16 protein-coding genes are annotated in these 19,587 nt (G+C 68.6%); 5 read left to right on the forward strand and 11 right to left on the reverse strand.

Features of this window, described 5'->3' with window-relative positions:
- Positions 1-77: 77 nt before the first annotated feature.
- The 8 genes from M1247_RS26430 to M1247_RS26465 form a co-directional block, all read right to left on the reverse strand.
- On the reverse strand, positions 78-407 hold the full coding sequence (locus M1247_RS26430) for a hypothetical protein (protein WP_317159377.1): 330 nt from the start codon (positions 405-407) through the stop codon (positions 78-80).
- Positions 408-495: 88 nt separating this feature from the next.
- A complete protein-coding gene (locus M1247_RS26435; RefSeq protein ID WP_317159378.1) occupies positions 496-783 on the reverse strand; it encodes a hypothetical protein in 288 nt (95 codons plus the stop codon).
- A gap of 18 nt (positions 784-801) precedes the next feature.
- On the reverse strand, positions 802-1,071 hold the full coding sequence (locus M1247_RS26440; protein ID WP_317159379.1) for a WXG100 family type VII secretion target: 270 nt from the start codon (positions 1,069-1,071) through the stop codon (positions 802-804).
- A gap of 71 nt (positions 1,072-1,142) precedes the next feature.
- Entirely contained in the window at positions 1,143-1,955 is an 813-nt protein-coding gene (locus M1247_RS26445; RefSeq protein ID WP_317159380.1) for an ESX secretion-associated protein EspG, read from the reverse strand.
- The gene (locus M1247_RS26450; RefSeq protein WP_317159381.1) at positions 1,952-3,052 is read right to left on the reverse strand and encodes a PPE domain-containing protein; all 1,101 of its coding nucleotides are present in this window, start codon (positions 3,050-3,052) and stop codon (positions 1,952-1,954) included. Before M1247_RS26450 ends, M1247_RS26445 begins: the two co-directional genes overlap by 4 nt.
- 75 nt (positions 3,053-3,127) lie before the next feature.
- Positions 3,128-3,424, reverse strand: coding sequence for a PE domain-containing protein (locus M1247_RS26455; protein WP_317159382.1), 297 nt, complete (start codon positions 3,422-3,424; stop codon positions 3,128-3,130).
- Between the two features lie 10 nt (positions 3,425-3,434).
- Positions 3,435-4,799, reverse strand: coding sequence for a WXG100 family type VII secretion target (locus M1247_RS26460; RefSeq protein ID WP_317159383.1), 1,365 nt, complete (start codon positions 4,797-4,799; stop codon positions 3,435-3,437).
- A 13-nt stretch (positions 4,800-4,812) separates the two neighbouring features.
- The gene (locus tag M1247_RS26465; RefSeq protein ID WP_317159384.1) at positions 4,813-5,091 is read right to left on the reverse strand and encodes a hypothetical protein; all 279 of its coding nucleotides are present in this window, start codon (positions 5,089-5,091) and stop codon (positions 4,813-4,815) included.
- A 231-nt stretch (positions 5,092-5,322) separates the two neighbouring features.
- Between M1247_RS26465 and eccA the strand changes: the two genes are divergently transcribed.
- Entirely contained in the window at positions 5,323-7,134 is a 1,812-nt protein-coding gene (gene eccA, locus M1247_RS26470) for a type VII secretion AAA-ATPase EccA (RefSeq protein WP_317159385.1), read from the forward strand.
- Positions 7,135-7,163: 29 nt separating this feature from the next.
- On the forward strand, positions 7,164-8,261 hold the full coding sequence (locus M1247_RS26475) for a MinD/ParA family ATP-binding protein (protein WP_317159386.1): 1,098 nt from the start codon (positions 7,164-7,166) through the stop codon (positions 8,259-8,261).
- A 40-nt stretch (positions 8,262-8,301) separates the two neighbouring features.
- Here the strand turns inward: M1247_RS26475 and M1247_RS26480 are convergent, their stop codons facing one another.
- A complete protein-coding gene (locus tag M1247_RS26480; protein WP_317159387.1) occupies positions 8,302-9,081 on the reverse strand; it encodes a DUF5336 domain-containing protein in 780 nt (259 codons plus the stop codon).
- Positions 9,078-10,838, reverse strand: coding sequence for a type VII secretion protein EccE (gene eccE, locus M1247_RS26485; protein ID WP_317159388.1), 1,761 nt, complete (start codon positions 10,836-10,838; stop codon positions 9,078-9,080). Before eccE ends, M1247_RS26480 begins: the two co-directional genes overlap by 4 nt.
- A gap of 143 nt (positions 10,839-10,981) precedes the next feature.
- Between eccE and eccB the strand changes: the two genes are divergently transcribed.
- Positions 10,982-12,484 (forward strand): type VII secretion protein EccB, encoded by a 1,503-nt coding sequence (gene eccB, locus M1247_RS26490; protein WP_317159389.1) that lies wholly within the window; start codon positions 10,982-10,984, stop codon positions 12,482-12,484.
- A 13-nt stretch (positions 12,485-12,497) separates the two neighbouring features.
- On the opposite strand, the gene eccD (M1247_RS26495) is transcribed toward eccB, so the two are convergent.
- Positions 12,498-13,988: a type VII secretion integral membrane protein EccD gene (gene eccD, locus M1247_RS26495; protein WP_317159390.1), complete on the reverse strand. Its 1,491-nt coding sequence runs from the start codon at positions 13,986-13,988 to the stop codon at positions 12,498-12,500.
- A gap of 123 nt (positions 13,989-14,111) precedes the next feature.
- Here eccD (M1247_RS26495) and eccCa point away from each other — a divergent pair, with 123 nt between their 5' ends.
- Positions 14,112-18,149 (forward strand): type VII secretion protein EccCa, encoded by a 4,038-nt coding sequence (eccCa, locus tag M1247_RS26500; RefSeq protein ID WP_317159391.1) that lies wholly within the window; start codon positions 14,112-14,114, stop codon positions 18,147-18,149.
- Complete coding sequence (eccD, locus tag M1247_RS26505) at positions 18,146-19,585, forward strand: type VII secretion integral membrane protein EccD (RefSeq protein ID WP_317159392.1); 1,440 nt, start codon at positions 18,146-18,148, stop codon at positions 19,583-19,585. Before eccCa ends, eccD (M1247_RS26505) begins: the two co-directional genes overlap by 4 nt.
- The last annotated feature ends 2 nt before the right edge of the window (positions 19,586-19,587 follow it).

The following is a 19,587-nucleotide window of genomic DNA, read 5'->3' on the forward strand; positions in this document are numbered from 1 at the left end:
GCACGCCGCAGGGGCTCGGGCTTCTCATGGCGTCTCCTGGGTGGTCTCGTCGTGAATTTGATGAAAGGACGGGGTGCCTAGCCCGACTGGATCAGCCGCTTGCCGGCCTCGGTGACCGTGTCTGCGAACGCATCCAGATACTGGTTGTAATCGCCGATGACCCTCTTGAGCTCGTTACACCCGTGCTCGAGATTGCTTTTGGTCTGTGCTGCGGACTGCCAATCCCCTGGCGAACCGTACGCGGGCAACGCGTTCACCTTCTTCAGCTGTGCGTCGAGCAGATCGCGGAATTCGTGAACCGCCTTGATGTACGCATCCCGCACCTCTGTCGTGAGTTTGAGGTCTGCATCCCCCTTCGCGGCACTGTCCTTGAGGCCGTTCATGCTGTCGATCCAGGTCTCCGCCACCGGTTTTCCTCTCCTTGATCGGGTGTGAGCGATGGATTGCGGAGCCGGGGCCGCCGGTCTGGGTCGGACCCCGGCTCCGCAACACCGATCAGAACGACGCCGCGTTCGCCCTGTCGAGTGACTGCATGGCGTCCTGCTGATCCTGAGCCTGCTTCTGTGTGTTGACGGTGGTGTTCACCGCTTCGTCCAGCATGCCGTCGATGTTCTGGTGCGCGGCGCTGAGCGCGGCGGCACCCTCGCCCTCGTACACGCTCATCAACGTCGTGAAGATCGAGTTGATGTCCTCGCGCACTTCCTGGATGTTGTTGAGCATCCCGTTGATGTCGGTGAGCGACCCGGCGTTCGCGCCGAAGTTGTAGAGAATGTTGTCAGCCATGTGTTTTCTCCCTGGTCCTTAGCCGTTGTCCATGTTGGCGACGGCTCGGAGGTGTTCCGAGCCCTTCTCGACGGTCTGATCGAGCGACTTGATGATGTTGTCGAACTCCTCGCGCTGCCCCTGCGAGGTCTGCTGGTAAGTCGTGGCGCTGCTGCCCTGCCAATTGGCCGCCAGCATCTGCTCCTGCGCATCGCTGATCTCATTCAGCTTCTGCACGGCCTGCCCGCGCGCCTCTTGAATCTGCTGGATCTTCGCCTCGGCTTCGGCCGGGGTGAGTGAAACAGTCATGTGCGGATCATTTCCTTCCTGGTGATCTTCGAAATCTCCTGGTATCAGCGGTGTTTCTCACTTGGGTGTTGCTACCCGCCCTCCCAACTCTCGGTGGAGAGTTGGTCGAGCTGGCTCATCGCCTGACCGAATACCTGGTCAGAGCCCGGCTTGAGCGTCGACCACAGCTGTTCGGACGGCGAGATACTGGGGACGGCGATCACGCGGCCGCGTCCGGTGTAGAGGACTGCGACGGCGGCCGGCACCCGGGCGATCCGGTCCTCGCCGTTGACCAGAACGCAGTAGACGATCTCGGCGAACGCCTGCCTCGAACCCAGCGCCGCCCCCAGCAGTACGGCGGCGCGTTGCTGGACTCCCAGCGCCCGGATCCGATCCGCCAGAACGAGCGGGTCGTGACTTTCGGAGAGGGCTTCGGTCATGTCCGACAGGGGCGCGCCGACGGGATCGATCGCCGCCGGGTGGGCAGCTGGCATGTCGCCGAGAAGCGCTGCAGCTACGTCGGATAACGCAATGTTGACACCGAGCACGTGGACGTCGAGCTGTTCGCCCACGCGCCGGGCCGTCACGCACAACGCACCGCGGCGCACGACGCTGGTACGCCCGATCCCGGCCGGGGTAACCAGGCGCATGACGAACTCGCGATCTGGTCGTTGCAACGCGTGGAGCACCGTGACGATCTCGGGCTCGACCACTCCGTCGACGATGACGCCACGCCGGGTCAGGGTGTGCACGGCGTGGCTCAGGGCGGCATCCCCGACGTCCACCGTGGCATGGCGAGGCCGCAAGCCCAGCACCGCGGGCGCCCCGGGACCGGACGTCCGCAAGGTCAGCGCGGCGAGCTCGTCGGCCGTGAAGGACCACTCCTGCGTCAGCGCTCCGGTCATGCGCTCGTCTCCCCGCCGCGCCCGATGACCGCGGGTGAGACCCAGTGATTCGACACCTGCTCCAGGGTCGATTCCGGCGGGTCGGCGTAGGTCGGGGCCTCCGGTTCGGACGGGACGACCAGGCCGTCGAAGGCCGAACTCGTCGGGCCCCAGCTCACATTCGACACCAGCAGCGGGGCGTCGCTCTTTGCCGCCGCGGGCAGCCAGTTCGTGCCGGCGTCCGTCAACCCCGCCCCTGCCTCACCGCCTCCGGCCAAGGCGTCGGCGCCGAGCGCCGACTCGTGCGCGCGGGAGTTGTCGCCGCGGCCCATCCCCGCCGCCATCGGACCGTATCCGCCCATGCCGCCCATGCCTGGTCCCGCTCCGGCCGACGTGCTGCTGACCGGGGTGCCGGCAGACGGACGCTTCGCCTCACTGCTGGACCTGACCTCCGCGACTCTGAACGCCCCCAGCGGCGCAGCGGGTATGGCTGCCGCGCCACCGCCACCGCCACCGGCGTGACCGGTGTCCTCTTCGGCCGCCTGCGCCTCGCGCTCCGCGGCTCGCGCCGATCCGGTGCTGACGTCGGGAGGGGGCGGCTGATCCCATGGCTCGGCCAAACCAGTACATGCCTGCTCGTACTGCTGCATCACGGCGGCAGCGTTGGTCTGGTCGGCGTCGGCCGCCTCGTCGAACTCGGCGAACCGCCCGTTGAGGATCGCCCCGTTGTACGCCGCGAGGGACGCCATGACGTCGCGGGTCGTCTGCGCCTCCACGGCTTCCGACACGGTCGGCATCGCCAGGATGGCGACGCTGTGGGCCACGGCGGCCTCTTCGGCGCGCTGCCCGTTGCCTGCCGCGCTGAGGCTCATCGCCCGCAGCCAGTCCCCGAAGTCCTGGATCCGGCGGATCACCGCATCGGCTGTACCGCTCTCGAACGCGCCGGTCACCTGATCGGCGAGCTTCTGGTAGTCCTCGGACATGGCGGCCAACTCGTTGGCGAGCCGCACCCAGCTGGCTCCGGCCTGACCGGCGGGAGTGGGGCCGGGCCCTTCGGTCAGGTCGCGGGCGAGCTGCTCGGTAGTACGCGATTCCCACGCAACGTTCGTGAATCCCATGTCCTGACCTCCTCTCCGTGGCTCCGGGTGGGTGACGGGTACTGCAATGAACCTGCGGGTGCTCGAGGCCGAAGGTCAGACGGACGGGCCGTCGTCGAGGTTCGCGATGCCGTCGGCCTGGGCACGCAGGGTGGCGGCCGTGTCGCGCATCTCGGTGGCGCCGTGTTCCATGGACTTGCCATAGGCGTCGTGAACACCGTTGAGGGTGGCCGCAACCCGCTGCGAGACCTCGTCACGCGCGCCGGCCGGCACCGTCAGGTTGGGGTTCTCGGTCTGCATCAACTGCTCCATGCGAGCGGCCAGCACGTCCAGTCGGGCCGACGCCTCGGCGACCTCCGTCGGCCGCATCCGCAGAATCTCGTTGTCCGCCATCGTTGCGCTCCTATCTGATTCGCAGTCCGACACCGGGACTGTCGAGTGGGTCCTTCTCACCGATCACCGGTGGGGCGACACTGCCGAGATCACCTACGATCTCGCCGCCCTGGTCTGAGGTGTGCAGGAAGTCCGGGGCGCTGTGGCCGGCGGCGATCCCAGCTCTGCCGTGGTGGCCCATCGGGGCACCCGCTCCGCCTCCCATCGGCGCCCCGGCACCGGCCGCCGTGACGCCGGGCCTGGCCGACGTCGCCTGCACCGCGGTGGTGGTCTCGGCCGCTGCGGGGAACGCCGCACTGAGCGGGCGGGTGGCTGGTGCCGGGGCGGCAGCCGAGACTCCGCCGCGAAATGCGCCGGCGCCACCCCCTGCGCCTCCGCCACTGCCGCTGCTGCCTGCCGTACCTGTCGGCCCGGCCGGCGCCGACGGTGCACTCGGCGTGCTGGTCGGGGCGCCCGCGCCCGAAGCGGCGCTCGACGCCGAACCGATCGCCTGCAGCACCGGTGACGTAGCCGAGTTCGCCAGCTGCATGAGCGGACTCAACGCCTGCGATCCCGCCGCGCCGAGAGCAGGCGCGGCAGTGATTTCCACGGGCGCGCCTGCCGTCGTCACCGCGGCGGCCTGGGCTGCCAAACTGCCCTCGGTCTCCGACACGACCTCGCCGGCGGAGGTGACCGCCTCCGTCGCCGCGGCAACGGCTGCGGCAATTCCCCAGGGGAAGATGATGTTCGGCCCGATGGCGGCGATCTTGGCCCAATACTCGTTGACGATCTCGATGAGTCGGGCCCGCGCGGTCTGCACCGCAGCGGTTGCCGTGGCGAGGCTCGAGCGCAGTGCCGCGGCCTGGTCGGCGACCTTGCTTCCGTCCGACAGCGCCGATTGGGTGGTGGCCTGCGCCGCCGTGCTCGCGTCGCCCTGCCAATCGTTACCGAGGCCCGAAAGCGCCTGCTGCACTTGACTGCCTGCGGAGTCCAACGCCTGGTTGATCCCGTCGAACGACTGCGTCGGGTCCGGTTGGCCCAGTTGACCCGAGCCCAGACTGCTGAGCGCATCGGTGACCGGTTGGATCATCTGCGACGGGTCGAATCCGCCATCCCCGCCGCCGGGCGCATCGGCGCCGGAGTGCTGTGGCTGCTGTGACTGTGCCGGGTTGACCGGGCCGGCAGGGTCGGCCGGGTCGGCCGGTTGCGCCGACGCCCCGTTCGGCGCCAGACCCAGCCGGGAAAGAATGTCGCGAACCGGCTCGTTCAGGTAGCCGTCGAGATTGGCGTGCGCGGCATCGAGGCCCCCGGACGACTCCGGGCTGGGCTCCGCCGGGGCCGGACGTGGCGTTTCCGTGGCGACCCCTGGTGAGTGCTGGTGCGTCGTCGATGGCATCGAGTCGCTCCGGTCACCCGTTGTCGGTGGCGATGAACGAGGCCTTCGCCGCCTCCGTCGCCGCCGCGATCGCAGCGTGCAGCCCGGCAACCGCCTGGGTTGAGGCAAAGTTGTTGGCCTGAGCCGGCCCGTACGCCGCGAGGTACTCGGCTCCGATCGGTCCCAGTGCGGCCGTGGCAGACGCCACATTTGCAGCCTGGTCCGCCGAGCCCGCTGCGGCCACGGCCTGCGCGGCGGCGGCATTGGCGGCCGAAAATGCTTCGAGCCCAGGGGGAACCACTGAAAACGCCATCTGACTTCCTCTCGGGAATGCCCAGGGAGCTAGCAACGTCGCGAGTGCCCTACGACATTGAGAACGGACGCTGGGGCAGATTCATTCACTCGAGTTTTCACGGACCGCCGAATCACCGCGGGCCGAGGTGTTCAGGGCACCGCAGTGAACGTTCGCAGCGATCTGCGCGTTTGAGATCGTGACGGCGACGCCGCAACATGGCGGACCGGCACGAAGGAGGTGTGGACCCCGATGAGCGGTGACAGCCGTGATGCCCAGCAGGTCTTCAACGCCGGGGTGTTGTCCCTCGGCATCCCGATAGACGGGCTCGAGATTGAACGGGACCTGCAGTACGCGGCGTCGGCGTTCACGCGAGCCACGGAGTACGACCCCGGCATGTGCGATGCGTGGCTCGGCCGGGCGGCCACCGGTGAGAATACCGCCGAGGTGCTGCATCACCTGAACACCACCGCGCAGAACCTCGGACGCGAACAGCGCAGGCTCGGCCTCGCGCCGCGCTCCCTGACGGGCCGCTTCGAAACCGGTCTCTATCTGGACTATCCGCTAAGTTCTCTGTCCGAGATTCGGATCGCGTACGCGGCCAGCCTCATTCAGGGCAGGGACTACGGCGCTGCCGAGCAGATCCTCGATGAGTTGGCCGCAGCCGGCGGCTCGGCCACGGACCCGTCGACCGAACAGATTCAAGCGTACGTGCGCGGCGTCCTGCACTTCACCACCCAACGCTGGCCGGATGTGCTGACCGCGCTTGCCGACTCGGCGTCTTACGTCGACGAGTACATCGCGGCCGGCTGCCATCTCATGGTGGGTTCGGCCTGCGCACAGATGGGCCTGTTCGGCGAGGGTATCCGCCGGCTCGATCAGGCGATCGGCGGCCCCATCCCTGCAGCGCGGCGTGCGGCGGAGTTCTGCAAGGGGCTGACGCTGCGCGAGATGGGCAATGAACCTGACGCACGCCAGATCTTCGAGCGGATCTACAGCGAGGAACCCGGTTTCGCCGCCAACTACGCGGCCCTCCAGGATCCCAAGTTCCGGCTGGTCGTCACCACCAAGGAATCCATCGAATCGCGCCGGGACAAATGGGATCCCGAGAGCGCTCCCACCGGTGCGGACGTCGACGCCGAGGAGCGCGCAGAACGCAGCAACCAGCACCTGCGCGCCGCGCAGGAGGAGCTCGACCGCCAGGTCGGACTCTCTGACGTCAAACTGCAGGTGGCCAAGCTGCGGTCGGGCGTCACGCTGGCGAAGTTGCGCCGGGACAAGGGGCTCAACACAGCGTCGAGCAGTCTGCACCTGGCCTTCACCGGCCCTCCCGGTACCGGTAAGACGACCGTCGCGCGGGTAGTCGCCCAGACCTACTGCGGTCTGGGCCTTCTGGAGACGCTCAAGGTCGTCGAAGCCAAACGCCAGGACTTCGTGGGCCAGCATCTCGGCAGCACGGCGATCAAGACGACCGAACTGATCGACACCGCGATGGGCGGGGTGTTGTTCATCGACGAGGCGTACACCTTGATCCAGACCGGTCTGTCCGGCGGGGACGCCTTCGGCAAGGAGGCAGTCGACACCCTGCTGGCCCGCATGGAGAACGACCGCGACCGATTGGTCGTCATCATCGCCGGTTACGACTCCGAGATCGATCGGTTCCTCGCGTCCAATGATGGGCTGTCATCCCGGTTCACCAAGCGGATCCGCTTCCCGTCCTACACCCCGAACGAACTGGGTGACGTCGGGCGCCTGATCGCGAGTTCACGGGATTCCGAGCTGTCGTCGGAGGCCTATGACGAGTTGGTCACCGTCTGCGCCGAGCTGTGCTCGGGGCAGTCCGCGGACGCGGACGGCAAGATGCGGCAGAACATCGACCTCGCAGGCAACGGCCGGTTCGTCCGCAACGTGATCGAGGCGGCCGAGGACGAACGTGCGTTCCGGCTGACCGAGAGCTACGGCGTGGCATTGGACGAGATCGACGAGACCGCGCTGGTTCGCATCGAGTCGAGTGATGTGAAGGGCGCCTTGAGCAACATTCTGCAGACGCTCAACCTGCGATAGCGACGCGAGAGCATCAAAGAGGAGACTGCGTGACCGACCACGACGACATCGACGGTATGCACCGCCACCACGACCCGACGCCGATGCGTTTCGGTTCGGTTGGTCCCGAAGAGTTGCTGTCCCGGTTCAACACCAGCTTCACCGCAGGAAACCTCGGCTCGCCGGCACCACCGGCGAGAGACGTCCCTTCGGACCGCGAACTGGGGCTGACGCGTTCGCAGCGGGCCCCGCAACGGAACGGTTGGCGTACGGCGCTGCACCGCGCCACGGGGGGAACCGTCAACCCCGGAGTGGGCGCCGAAGACGGCTCGGGGCCAATCCGTCCCGCCCGCCTGCACCACGGGATCTGCAGTATCGCAGTGCTTTCCATGAAAGGTGGGGTGGGAAAGACAACGACGACCGTCGGCCTCGGTTCGACGATCGCCACCATGCGAGGCGATCGGGTGATTGCCGTCGATGCCAATCCCGACCTCGGCACACTCGCCCAGCGCGGGCCCGACCAGGTTCGGTCGACGGTTCGAGACCTGCTGGCCGACAGCAAGATTGCTCGCTACTCGGACGTTCGTCGGCACACGTCACAAAGCGCGAGCCGCTTGGAGTTCCTGGGTTCGGCCCGCGACCCCGCAGTGTCGGAGGCCTTCTCTGAGAGCGACTATCTCCACGTCCACCGGGTTCTCGACCGCTACTACAACGTCGTATTGACCGACTGCGGAACCGGTTTGACGCACTCGGCCATCCAAGGCGTACTGAACGCCGCAAGCGCGCTGGTGGTGGTCGCCTCCCCGGCGATCGACTCGGCCCGCAGCGCCCTGGCCACCCTTGATTGGCTCGAACACCACGGGTTCGAGTACCTGGCGGCCCACACCAGCGTCGTCGTCAACTCGCCATTGGCCGGGGATACGGCGGTCGACGTGTCCCAACTGACGAAGTACTTCCACGGCCGGGTACGCAACGTCTTCGTCGTCCCATATGACGAACATCTGGCCGAGGGGGGCGAGATTCGGCTCGATCGTCTGAATCGAAAGACCCGCTCCGCCTACACGGCCCTTGCCTCGGCCATGCCGTCTGCCTTCCACCACGGACGCCGCACCACGAACCTCCTGCGTCGGGTGCGACGCGCGGTCTGAACGCATTCGCCCTGCGGTACTGTGGCATTCGCCGGCCCGATCAGTAGGCGCCGGGGGGCGTCGCGGCAGTACCGGGCGCCTGTGCATGCGTATCGTCGGGCCGGTCCGCCCGATTGACCCCGGGTATGCCCGGGTCACCGGCGTGAATACCGTCGGCCTGCCTGCCCCCGCCCTCTGCCGGTGCCGGAGCCACCGGTGACGTGTGCTGGGCGTACTTGGCCTCCATGTCGGCCCACGCATCCTGCTCACCGCGGACCGTGCCTGCACCGTTGGCCCGGCCGTACCCCACGGCATCCGCCTCGCCGCCCGCGGCGGAATATTGCTCGGGCCAGTAGGAACCGTACTGTTCGGCATAGTCCCGATAGGCCTGCGCATATTGGGCATATGCCGCGTAGTCGTCCTCGGGACCCGACGACCCCACCGGCTCCCGAGGCTCGAGCAGCAGGGCCGACACCGCCACCACCACCTGCAGTGCCACCAGGACGTCGACGACGATCAGGACCCAGGTCGATTCCCCGGTGGTGACCGTGGTGGTCACTGCATCGGCGAGCGCGACGACCGCAATGGCAACGGCGAGCCACCCGCGCGCTGCCTGCCGGGGCAACAGTCCGATGACGGCGACGGCGCCCGCCAGCACGCTGAGGGGGACCGCAAACCCCAGCGGGATCACCGCGGCCAGACCCACCGCCCACGCTGCCGCCCCGAAGGCCCCGGTTGCCACCCAGAGTGATTTTCTGACAAGTGTATTCGTGCGTGGCGCCGGATCCTCGTCGAAGGGGGCCTCGTCGAATTCACCTGCGTCATAGCGGTCCTGGTTCATCGCTGCTCCTGCCTGCTCGGCCAGTCCCAGGCGGGCTGGTCGTGGTAGTCGGTCCATCCACGTTCGTCCGGCCGGTCCACCGTGTCGAAAGACGACCCGATGTATCGCATCTCCTCGTCGGTCGCCACCATCGTCACTGTTGCCGAAGATGTCCCGGTGGTCACCAGCACCTCGCCGCGGTCCTCGTCGAGCAGTTGCAACCGAACGTCGGCTGCCGTCGACGGTGGGCTGTGGGTGGGACTCACCACGACGGCCGTGACCCCCATCCGCACCGGCTGCTCGGGCTCGCCGTCGTACATCTCCACCGAGTAGTCCCGACGCGAACCGGCCTCGATGGCACCGCGATCGGTACCGGTGACCCGGAGCTGGTTCTCGTCACCCACCTCCTCGACCATCGCGCGCCACGCCCCGGTGCGCCGGGTGTGCACCTGCACGCGAGCGCCCAGTGCCAGGGACCGCAACACCACCTGCTGGGCGAGGTGCAGCGTGCCGTGCAGCTCGACCCTGGTCACGCGCGGCCCGAACAGTGACAGGGCGACCGCGCGTCCGTATTCGTCGGCGCCGACGATCTGACCACATCCCGAGGCGGGAAGCTCGAGATCGACCAGTGTCTGCGCACCCTCGTCGTCGTCGCGTACCGTAATCCACTGGCCAACAGGCTGTCTCGGCGTCGGCAGCGGCAGGGCACAGGCGAGCGCATCGAACTGGCGACCCGGCAGTTGGCGCAATCCGGCCTGAGGTTGGCGACCGTGGCCGAAGGAATCAAGGCGCACGATACCGCGGAGTTCGACCGCGCCGCGTTGTTCGTCGCGACGAAGCGACAGCGTCACCGTGGTCGAGCGGCTGGGCAGCGTCCACAGCGCGCCGAGCCCGTCGGAAGTACACGCCGTGGGCGCAATCCCGTAGCTGCGCAGCTGGAAGCGACCCCGGTGGCAGGTTGCCCAGGTCTCCTTCAACGAGTCGAGCGTCAACCCACTGCAGAGGTCGGTGACCGCGTGGACCATGTCCGTGGCGGTCGTGGTGCCGGCCTGCAGGCCGGCATCCCGCAACCTGTTCGTCACGCGTCGCGTCGCGACGGTCGCGGTGCGCAGTGCCGCGTCCCAACCGCCGCCTCGTGCCCGGATGGCCTCGGGGCAGCGGGACGGATCGATCCGGACGATGACCCACATCGAACGATGGGCGATCGCAGGCAGCGGCCCCAGGACGGCGTCGTACACGGCGGCGACGTGGCCGTGGCCTGCCGAGCGGGCACCCTGGCTGATCACGTCGATCGATTCAAGGGCGATGTCGAACTGCCGCAGACAGTCGGCCAGGACGCCGACGGGCACCGTCTCACCCGAGACCGTGACCCCCGGTTCGAGCACCGTGAGCGCCTGCGGGGTCTCCTCGACGCGGATCATCGACGTCAAAACCCTGCCGTCCCAGGAGAAGCCGATCTGCGCGCCGTCGGGCTGCTCGTGGTCGAACGGTGCCCAGCCGTCCGGCCGTCGGCGTCGACCGGCCTGGGGTCGGCGGCGTCGTCGCCGGCGGTCCCGCCAGAAGTCGAACCGGGCCATCCCCCACCGGGGCAGCGACTGCCCGGCCAGCGGCGCCACGAGGACCAGCCCGACGGCGAGCCCGCAGGCTGCACCCCACCATCCGGGTTCGTCCAGCAGGAGCGCGAGCGCGAAACCCACGCACACGACGGCCTGCACCAGGAGCTGATCCGGCAGCGGCATCAGCCGTTCGACGAGGGGCCGATCGGACGAGATCGTCATGCTCAACGCGGATTCTCCGTCCGGGTGTGTGGGCCGCGTTGGGTCGCGGCGCGAATGCTTTCACTGCGGATTCAGTTTCTCTACTAGTAGGTACGCTTCCGAGGCGGCAATCCTTCGGGAGATACGGATGGAGGAAGTCGCGCATGCCGGCACAGGTCACCACCCGAGCTCAGGTGAACGGCTACCGCTTCCTCGTGCGACGGCTACAGCACGCGCTGATCCGGGCCGACTCGCGGATGATCCACGACCCGATGCGCGGCCAGATGCGAGCCCTGCTCACCGGTGTGGCCGCAGCCATCCTCATTGCCGGAGCCGCGGGAGTGCTCGCCTTCTTCAAGCCTGCCCCCAGCTTCGGCAACTCGACCATCATGTTGAGCGACACCGACGGCGCCCTGTACGTCCGGATCGGTGACCGGTTGCACCTCGCGCTCAACCTGGCGTCGGCTCGACTGGCCGCCGGGAAGAACGAGACACCGGGCCGGGTGGACCGCAAGTTCCTCGACACCGTGGCCCGCGGGCCCGCCGTGGGCATCATCGGAGCCCCGAGCGCCATCCATGCCGGCGAAGATATGAGCACCTCGGCGTGGACGGTCTGCGATTCGACGGTGACTCCGCCCGCCACGGCAGCGGTCGGCGCAACGTCCATGCAGACGACGGTCCTGGCGGGCGACCCCGTATTGGGTCCTGACGTCTCGCCGGGATCGACGGGGCAGGCCTTTCTGGTGCGGTCAGGGGCCGGAACGTACCTGCTGTACGACGGGGTCCGCGCCGCGATCGACCCGACCGATCCGGTGCTCATCGCCGCCCTTCGCCTGGACGGCGCGCAACCAAGGGCGATCTCGGCCGGGCTGTTGAACGCTTTCCCCTCCGTCGCGCCCATCCGGCCGATCCGCATCGACGGAGTCGGCGCCGCCACGTTCTATCTGCCTGCGGACTTCCCGGTGGGTTCGCTGGTGCGTACCACGGACTCGCGGGGCGATCAGCTCTACGTCGTCCTGCCCGAGGGGCTTCAACCGGTCTCCGCCGAGACCGCCGACATCATCCGCTACGGCAATCCGGAGTCCGCGGTGGCTCGCGAGCCGGCCGTCATCTCCCTGGCCGGGCTCGGTCAACTTCCGGTCGTGCACGTGCTGGGGGTGGACGACTACCCGGCCACCGCGCTGAATCTGGTCAGCGCCGACTCCGCACCCGTGGTGTGCATGTCCTGGGAGCACCGCGTCGGCCAGGCCTCGGTGTCGACGAGGGTCCTGCTCGGAAATCAGTTGCCGCTGCCCAGGGACGCCCAACCGGTGCAGCTGGCCGGTTCCGACGGCGCAGGACCAGGTCTCGATGCGGTGTACCTCAAGCCGGGCACCGGTGCGTACGTGCAGGCAGCGAATCCGGGGCCGGGACCGGCGCTCGGCGACCTGTTCTACGTCAGCGACCTCGGGCTGCGCTATCCGGTGAAGGATGAGGCCACCGCGGCGGTCCTCGGTCTGGTCGGGGTTCGCGAGTCGCGCGACCTACCCGAACACGCCATGCCTGCCCCCTGGCCGATCCTGTCGCTTCTCCCGGCGGGTCCTCGGCTGTCGCAGGAGGCGGCGTTGATCGCCCACGACGCGATGGCCGCCGACCCGGCGGGGCAACCCACGGCCCCGCAGCCCTAGAGTCGGCGAACCGTCACAACCGCAGTCCTCGGAAGAACGCGTAGACACCGATGATCCAGCAGGCCAGGGGCACGATGGCGAAGACCGCGAGGTACTCGCCGAGCTCGGCGATGCGTCGCATCACCGGGGAAAACTCCACTTTCGGCGCCACCACGCCGCACACCACCGCAATCGTGGTCATGGCGATCAACGCCAGGGCGGCCACGACCCGCCATTCGGGCAGGAAGACCGCGACCTTGGCGACGGTCAACAGGGCGGTGAGCAAACCGCTTCCGATCAAGGTGGCCGCCTGGAAGAGGTCGTGGTGGCTTCTCCCTCGTAGGCACAGGACCGTCGTCACGGCGATCCCGAAGACCGCGCCCTGCCAGTGGAAGCCGTCGTCGACGTCGTTGGCCAGGTATGCCCCCGCGGCGGCGGCGGCCGCGGCCGCGGCCACCACGCCGGTCAGGTAGTCCGATGCTCGACGGACGCGTCGGATCATCTCGTCTTCAGTGGGAACGATCAGGCTGATCGCGCGGAGTGCGTCCACCCCGTCGACCGCGGTCCCGCCCTGGATCTCGATGTCGTCGAGCGGTTCGCCTGCCGTCGGTACGCGGGGGACCGGCAGTCGCGACGCCATGATGGTGATGCCCGACGCCAGGTACACGACGACGACGGCGACGCTCGCCAGGACCGCCCCGATCGTGCGGGGCGCCGGATCGAATGTCAGCTGAGCCAGTGACACCGGGATGCCGAACGCGGCCAGCGCGATGACCCCGCTGAACAGGACCCGGCCGGTGCCGGTGAGCAGCAGTAGCAGCAGCGCGGTCAGCGCCGTCACGGCCAGCGCCACCGGCAGGGCGGCGACGCCCTGGGCCATGGGCAGAACGTAGAGCAGACCGCCGAACAACAGCGGCAACGCCGCAACGACCGGGCCCGGCGCGCTCGCCGAATCCGCGGAAGACCGGTCTGTGACGCACGCGGACACCGCGCCGAAGGCGCCGGCCAGGACGAGGACGAACGCCGCCACGGGCACGTCGAACACCCTGGGGCCTGCCGCGAGCGTGGGCAGGACCAGTACCGCGGCGACCGCGAAGACCGTGCTGAGCGCATACCAACCCGTCGCGGGCCGCCGGAGCCACGAGCCACCGGCATCGGGTCGTTCCGACTCGGCGCCGGGCCTCGTCAGCTCGTCGGCCAGGATCGACGGGGAGGGATCTCCCGCCTGCCGGATCAGCAGGACGTCGCCGTCGAAAACCCCCGCCTCGGCCAGAGTTCGGCGGGGGTCGATGACGGCCCCGCCGAGACGCGCGAACGTCCATCGCCCCTCGGCATCTGCGACCGGGTCGTCGAAGTCACCGAGGTTGGCCATGTCGACGACTTCGCCTGCCAGGACGGAGACGCTCACCGTGGTGGACAGGGCGACGTCGATGAGATGGGCGCCGACGACCACGGTTACCCGGCTCAGCCGCTGGTCCTCCTCCGATTCTCCGTCGAGTGTGGACAGCGTGGGCGGCAGGGTCATATTCGGTGACCTCCCTGGGCAGTTCTCGGTAGACGACATCCCTCGTCAAGTCGAACGTGCCCGAAGATAATTTCGTTCTCCATAGAGGGCCCGGTTCCGATTGGCGGTCCAGATGGAGGCGGGATGACCAGGCAGGGCTTCGTCCGTCGATTGCGGCTGTCACCGCCGCGCATGCCGGGCGGCGAGGTGAGTCTGCAGTCGCCCCCCGAGGTGCCGCGGGTCATCCCCGGAAACCTCTTCATGAAACTGATGCCCGTCATCATGCTCGTCGCCGTGATCGGGATGATCGCGCTGATGATCACCGTGGGCGGCCGCAACGTCACCCGCAATCCCATGTTCCTGCTGTTCCCGATGATGATGATCATGTCGATGGCTGGCATGTTCATGAGTGGCGGCAAATCGGGCAAGGCGGCCGCCGAACTCAACGAGGAGCGCAAGGACTTCTTCAGCTACCTGGCCGGGTTGCGCGACGACGCCGACCAGACGGGCGCCGGACAGCGGGCAGCTCTGCAATGGAGCCATCCCGACCCTCGGACCCTCGTCGACCTGGCCGGCACGCGCCGCATGTGGGAGCGCCGACCCACCGACAACGACTTCTGCCATGTGCGCGTAGGCCTGGGCACCCATCGGCTGGCCACCCGTCTGCTGGCTCCCGAGACCGGACCGCCCGAGGACCTGGAACCGGTGTCCACGGTGGCGCTGCGACGTTTCGTCGCCACGCACTCGGTGGTGCACGCCCTGCCGACGGCGGTGTCGCTGCGGGCGTTCCCGACGATCAGCTTCGACGGTGACCGGGCGCAGATCCGGCAGCTGGTGCGGGCGATGGTCCTGGAGCTGTGCACCTTTCACGGTCCAGACCACGTGCAGGTCGCAGTGATCACGTCGAATCCCGACAACGCGAACTGGAAGTGGGTCAAGTGGCTGGCTCAAGCGCAGCACGAGACGCTGCGCGACGGCTGCGGCACCATGCGGCTGCTCTACCCGACGCTCGAACTGCTCGAGACCGCGCTGGAGTCAGATCTTTCCGACCGCGGCCGCTTCAACCGCAACTCCCAACTGGCGGACGGCCAGCGGCATCTGGTGGTCGTGATCGACGACGGGTACGTCACGGGAAACGAGCGGTTGATCACCGACGCCGGTCTGGACAGTGTCACCGTGCTCGACCTCAACGGTCCCCGTGACGGATCCGGGTCACGCCGCGGTCTGCAGCTCGTCGTCGACGGCGACGACGTCGGTGCGCGGACGGCCTCAGGCGTCGAACACTTCGCCAAGGCCGACGATCTCAGCCTGGCCGAGGCCGAGGCGACGGCGCGCACCTTCAGCCGGTTCCGGCCCGGCGGCGCCGCGCACATCGTCAACCTCGAGGCCAACGCCAGGGCCACCGACCCGGGTCTGATGGCGTTGCTGAAGATTCCCGATGCCGCCGAGATCATCCCGGAGGACGTGTGGCGGCCCTCCTCGCCGCGCAAACGGCTGCGGGTTCCGGTGGGCATCACCCCGTCGGGCCAGCCGCTCGAACTGGACATCAAGGAGTCCGCCGAGGGCGGGATGGGACCACACGGCCTGTGCATCGGCGCGACGGGTTCGGGCAAGTCGGAATTCCTGCGGACCTTGGTGCTGGCCATGGTCACGTCGCACTCGCCGGAGGCGCTCAACCTCATCCTGGTGGACTTCAAGGGTGGCGCGACCTTCCTGGGACTGGACGGCCTACCTCACATCGCGGCGATCATCACCAACCTCGAAGACGAGCTGACGATGGTCGACCGCATGCGTGACGCGTTGGCCGGTGAGATGAACCGTCGCCAGGAACTGCTGCGTTCGGCGGGCAACTTCGCCAACGTCGGTGACTACCAGCGAGAGCGGGCCGCGGGCGCGCCGCTGGAGCCACTGCCTGCGTTGTTCATCGTCGTGGACGAGTTCTCCGAGTTGCTCTCGCAGAAGCCCGATTTCGCAGAGTTGTTCGTGATGATCGGGCGGCTCGGCCGAAGCCTGCACATGCACCTGCTGCTGGCCTCGCAGCGGCTGGAGGAGGGCAAGCTGCGGGGGTTGGACTCACACCTGTCCTACCGGATCGGTCTGAAGACGTTCTCCGCCGGCGAATCCCGCAGTGTGCTGGGTGTTCCGGATGCCTACCACCTGCCGAGCGTCCCCGGTTCGGGCTTTCTGAAATGCGATGCCAACGAGCCCATGCGCTTCAATGCCTCCTACGTCTCCGGCGCCTACTCCAAGCCCCGTCTCTCGTCGACGAACGGCAGGCCATCGATGCTGGGCAGCAGGGCGTCCAAGCTGTTCACCGCGACGCCGGTGGAACGGGATCCGGATCCTGTCGTGGCGCCGGAAGCCCAAGAAGAAGATGTCGCCCAGCCCGAGGAAGAGGCGTCGACGACGCCCTCGACGCGGACGACGCTGCTCGACGTCGTGGTCGGCCGGCTGCAGGGGCACGGCAGGCCCGCCCACGAGGTGTGGCTGCCGCCGCTGGTGGCCAGCCCAGCCCTGAACGGCCTGCTTCCCGACTCCAACTGGAGCGACCCCCGAAACATCAACGGGCGCTTGCTGCTTCCCGTCGGTGTCGTGGACCGGCCCTATGACCAACGCCGGGACGTTCTGGTCCTCGACCTGTCAGGGGCGAAGGGAAACGTGGCCGTCGTCGGCGGCCCCCAGTCGGGTAAGTCCACGGCGTTGCGCAGCCTCATCCTGGCCGCGGCCGCAACCCACACCCCGGAGCAGATCCAGTTCTACTGTCTGGACTTCGGCGGCGGCACGCTGGGCAGCCTGACCAGCCTGCCGCACGTCGGCAGCGTGGCGGGCCGGATGGATTCGGACCGCATCCGCCGCACCGTCGCCGAGGTGACCGGGATCCTGCGGGCGCGTGAGGAGAGATTCCGCGAACTGGGGATCGAGTCGATGCGCGACTTCCGTCAGCGCAAGGCCACCTTGGCCGCCATGCCGCCGGCCGAGGCCGCCCGGGATCCGTTGAGCAGCGACCACTTCGGCGACGTGGTGCTCGTCGTCGACGGATGGGCGACCATCAAGAGCGACTTCGACCTGCTTGAGCCGGCTCTACAGGCGCTGGCAATCCAGGGCCTGTCCTACGGCGTCCACCTCGCGATCACCGCGAGTCGCTGGATGGAGATCCGGCCGGCCGTGAAGGACATGATGGGCACCCGCGTCGAGTTGCGCATGGGCGACCCGATGGACAGCGACGTCGGCCGCAAGTTCGCCGAGCTCGTTCCTGTCGGGCGGCCGGGGCGCGGGATGAGCGCGGAGCGGCTGCACCTGCTCATCGGCCTGCCCCGGCTGGACTCGTCGTCGGACGTCGAGGATCTCCCGGCCGGGGTCGCCGCGGCGTGCGCGTCGGTGCGTACCCTCTACGGCGACCGGGAGGCGCCCCGGGTCCGCATGCTCCCGCACGACGTCGACCGTGACGCGGTCACCGCGGCCGCCCGCACCGCGGGTGCGCTGGGCCGGAGCAAGGTGGCCATCGGCGTCAGCGAATCGGAGCTGGCTCCGGTGGTGCTGGACTTCGACGCCCAGCCACACCTCGTCGTGCTCGGCGACTCCGAGTGCGGCAAGACCGGGCTGCTGCGCAACATCGCCGCGGGCCTCATGGAGGGCTCGACGCCGGAGCAGTGCAAGATCGTCGCCGTGGATTTCCGGCGCACGCTCCTCGGTGCGATCGGGAACGACTACCTGAGCGCCTACGCGACCGCCGCGCAGTCCTGCCTCGATGCCATGAAGGAGCTCGCGGACACACTGAAGGAACGCCTCCCACCCAGCGACGTCACCCAGCAGCAACTCCGCGACAGGTCATGGTGGCAAGGCCCCGACGTGTACGTCCTGATCGACGACTACGACCTGATCACCGGTAGCACGATGAACCACCCGCTGGGTCCGCTGGCCGAATACCTGCCACAGGCCCGTGACGTGGGTCTGCGGGTGGTCGTCGCACGTCGCATCGGTGGGGCCGGGCGGGCCATGATGGATCCGATCATCGGGCGTCTGAAGGATCTTTCGTGCCACGGCCTCGTGATGAACGGGACCAAGGAGGAGGGCGCGCTGTTCGGCTTCCGGCCCCAACCCATGCCACCCGGACGGGGCATGTTGATGTCGCGGTCGGTGAACTCCGACGTCATCCAACTGTCGCGGATGCCCGACCTGTGACCGACCTCGCCCCGACGCGTACCGATCTCGGCTCGACCCGGCACGAGGCGGTGTCACCGGTGCCCGACCTGGTGCGGGTGGCGGTCGTCGGGCAGCACCGACAGATCGACCTCTCCCTCCCGTTGGACGTACCCGTCGCCCTGCTGGTGCCCGAGGTCCTCCGCCTGTTCGACGGCGCCGGGTCCGAGGACCGCCCCAAGGATGTGGTCTGGGTGCTGGTCGGAGCGCGGTCCGGGGCACCCCTGGGGCCCGACGACACCTTGCGCGAGGCCGAGATAGCTCAGGACGACGTCCTCTATCTCCGGGGCAGGCGGACCGTCTCTGCCCCGACCCTGTACGACGACGTGGTCGACGCCGCGGCCCACCTGAACCAATCGGGTCATCCCGGTTGGAACCCGTCGGCCGCAGGCAACATCGCCTACCTCGGCGTGGGCCTGGCCGCTGCGGTCTGGGTCTACCTCGTGCTGATCGACGCGTCGAGCCCACGACGCGCCGCGATCCTCGGCCTGTCCGCGTTCGTGGTCGTGACGCTGTTTGTCATCGCCGCGATCTTCGCGCGGTCGGGCAGGGCGCCTCGGGCCGCTACGGCCCTGGGGTGGGCGAGCCTCCCCATTGCCGCGGCCGGCTGCTGGGCCGGTCTGTCGCCCTACGGCCCTCTGGCACTGGCCGGCGGGGCGTTGACCCTGATGCTGCTGTGCACGGCGGGATACCGCCTCATCGGAGCCGGTGTGGGGGGCTTCACGGCCGCGGGAGTGTTCTCGGCTTGCGCCGCAATCGGTTTGGTGATCCATGCGGCCGGTCTCACCCATACCCGAGCCGGGGTGTGCCTGGCCGTCGGGGCCGCGGTCGCGACGCTGGCCGTACCCCGGTTGACCGCATGGCTGGACTATTCCCGCCTTGCTCGACCTGAGCAGGCGGACCAGCAGGCATCGCCGGGAACCGCCGCGGCACCCGGCGGAGACGACGTCGGGCGGCGGGGCGCCCTGGCGCGTGCCCTGCGCGGTGGACTGTCCGCCGGCCTGGCGGTCGGCGCCTGTTGCGCGGCGGCAACAGTCGTCTGGGGCGCGCCCACCCCGTCGTGGTCCACGTTGGCGTTCGGCGTGGTGTGTGCAGCGGCGTTGGGGCTGCCCCGCCCGGTTACCCGCACCGGCGTCGGGCGAGCGGCCTCGGGCCTGCCCGCGGTGGCCCTGCTCGTCGTGATCGCCTTCGCCGCGGTGAAGGGCGACGAGGCAATGTCGGTGGCCGGCGTCTCGGTGTTACTGGTGTGCGCCATCGTCCTCGCCGTGGTCGGGTCCGGGTCGAGGACCGGGTCCGGGTTCGCACAGCCGCACCTTCGATGCCGGAAGCTCCTCTCATCGGCTTCCTACCTCGCGTTCACCTTGATTGCGCCCAGCGCGCTGTGGGTGGTCGGGGCCTACTCGAGATGGGGCGTGTAGTG

The organism is Mycobacterium appelbergii, assembly GCF_032883035.1.
Taxonomy (GTDB): Bacteria; Actinomycetota; Actinomycetes; order Mycobacteriales; family Mycobacteriaceae; genus Mycobacterium; species Mycobacterium appelbergii.

Bases quoted from the DNA above. Each gene is read 5' to 3' on its own strand.
- M1247_RS26440 (WP_317159379.1), bottom strand. From the start codon at position 1,071: ATGACTGTTTCACTCACCCCGGCCGAAGCCGAGGCGAAGATCCAGCAG.
- M1247_RS26455 (WP_317159382.1), bottom strand. From the start codon at position 3,424: ATGGCGGACAACGAGATTCTGCGGATGCGGCCGACGGAGGTCGCCGAG.
- M1247_RS26460 (WP_317159383.1), bottom strand. From the start codon at position 4,799: ATGCCATCGACGACGCACCAGCACTCACCAGGGGTCGCCACGGAAACG.
- M1247_RS26480 (WP_317159387.1), bottom strand. From the start codon at position 9,081: ATGAACCAGGACCGCTATGACGCAGGTGAATTCGACGAGGCCCCCTTC.
- eccB (WP_317159389.1), top strand. From the start codon at position 10,982: ATGCCGGCACAGGTCACCACCCGAGCTCAGGTGAACGGCTACCGCTTC.
- M1247_RS26445 (WP_317159380.1), bottom strand. From the start codon at position 1,955: ATGACCGGAGCGCTGACGCAGGAGTGGTCCTTCACGGCCGACGAGCTC.
- eccD (WP_317159390.1), bottom strand. From the start codon at position 13,988: ATGACCCTGCCGCCCACGCTGTCCACACTCGACGGAGAATCGGAGGAG.
- eccCa (WP_317159391.1), top strand. From the start codon at position 14,112: ATGACCAGGCAGGGCTTCGTCCGTCGATTGCGGCTGTCACCGCCGCGC.
- M1247_RS26435 (WP_317159378.1), bottom strand. From the start codon at position 783: ATGGCTGACAACATTCTCTACAACTTCGGCGCGAACGCCGGGTCGCTC.
- eccA (WP_317159385.1), top strand. From the start codon at position 5,323: ATGAGCGGTGACAGCCGTGATGCCCAGCAGGTCTTCAACGCCGGGGTG.
- eccE (WP_317159388.1), bottom strand. From the start codon at position 10,838: ATGACGATCTCGTCCGATCGGCCCCTCGTCGAACGGCTGATGCCGCTG.
- M1247_RS26450 (WP_317159381.1), bottom strand. From the start codon at position 3,052: ATGGGATTCACGAACGTTGCGTGGGAATCGCGTACTACCGAGCAGCTC.
- M1247_RS26465 (WP_317159384.1), bottom strand. From the start codon at position 5,091: ATGGCGTTTTCAGTGGTTCCCCCTGGGCTCGAAGCATTTTCGGCCGCC.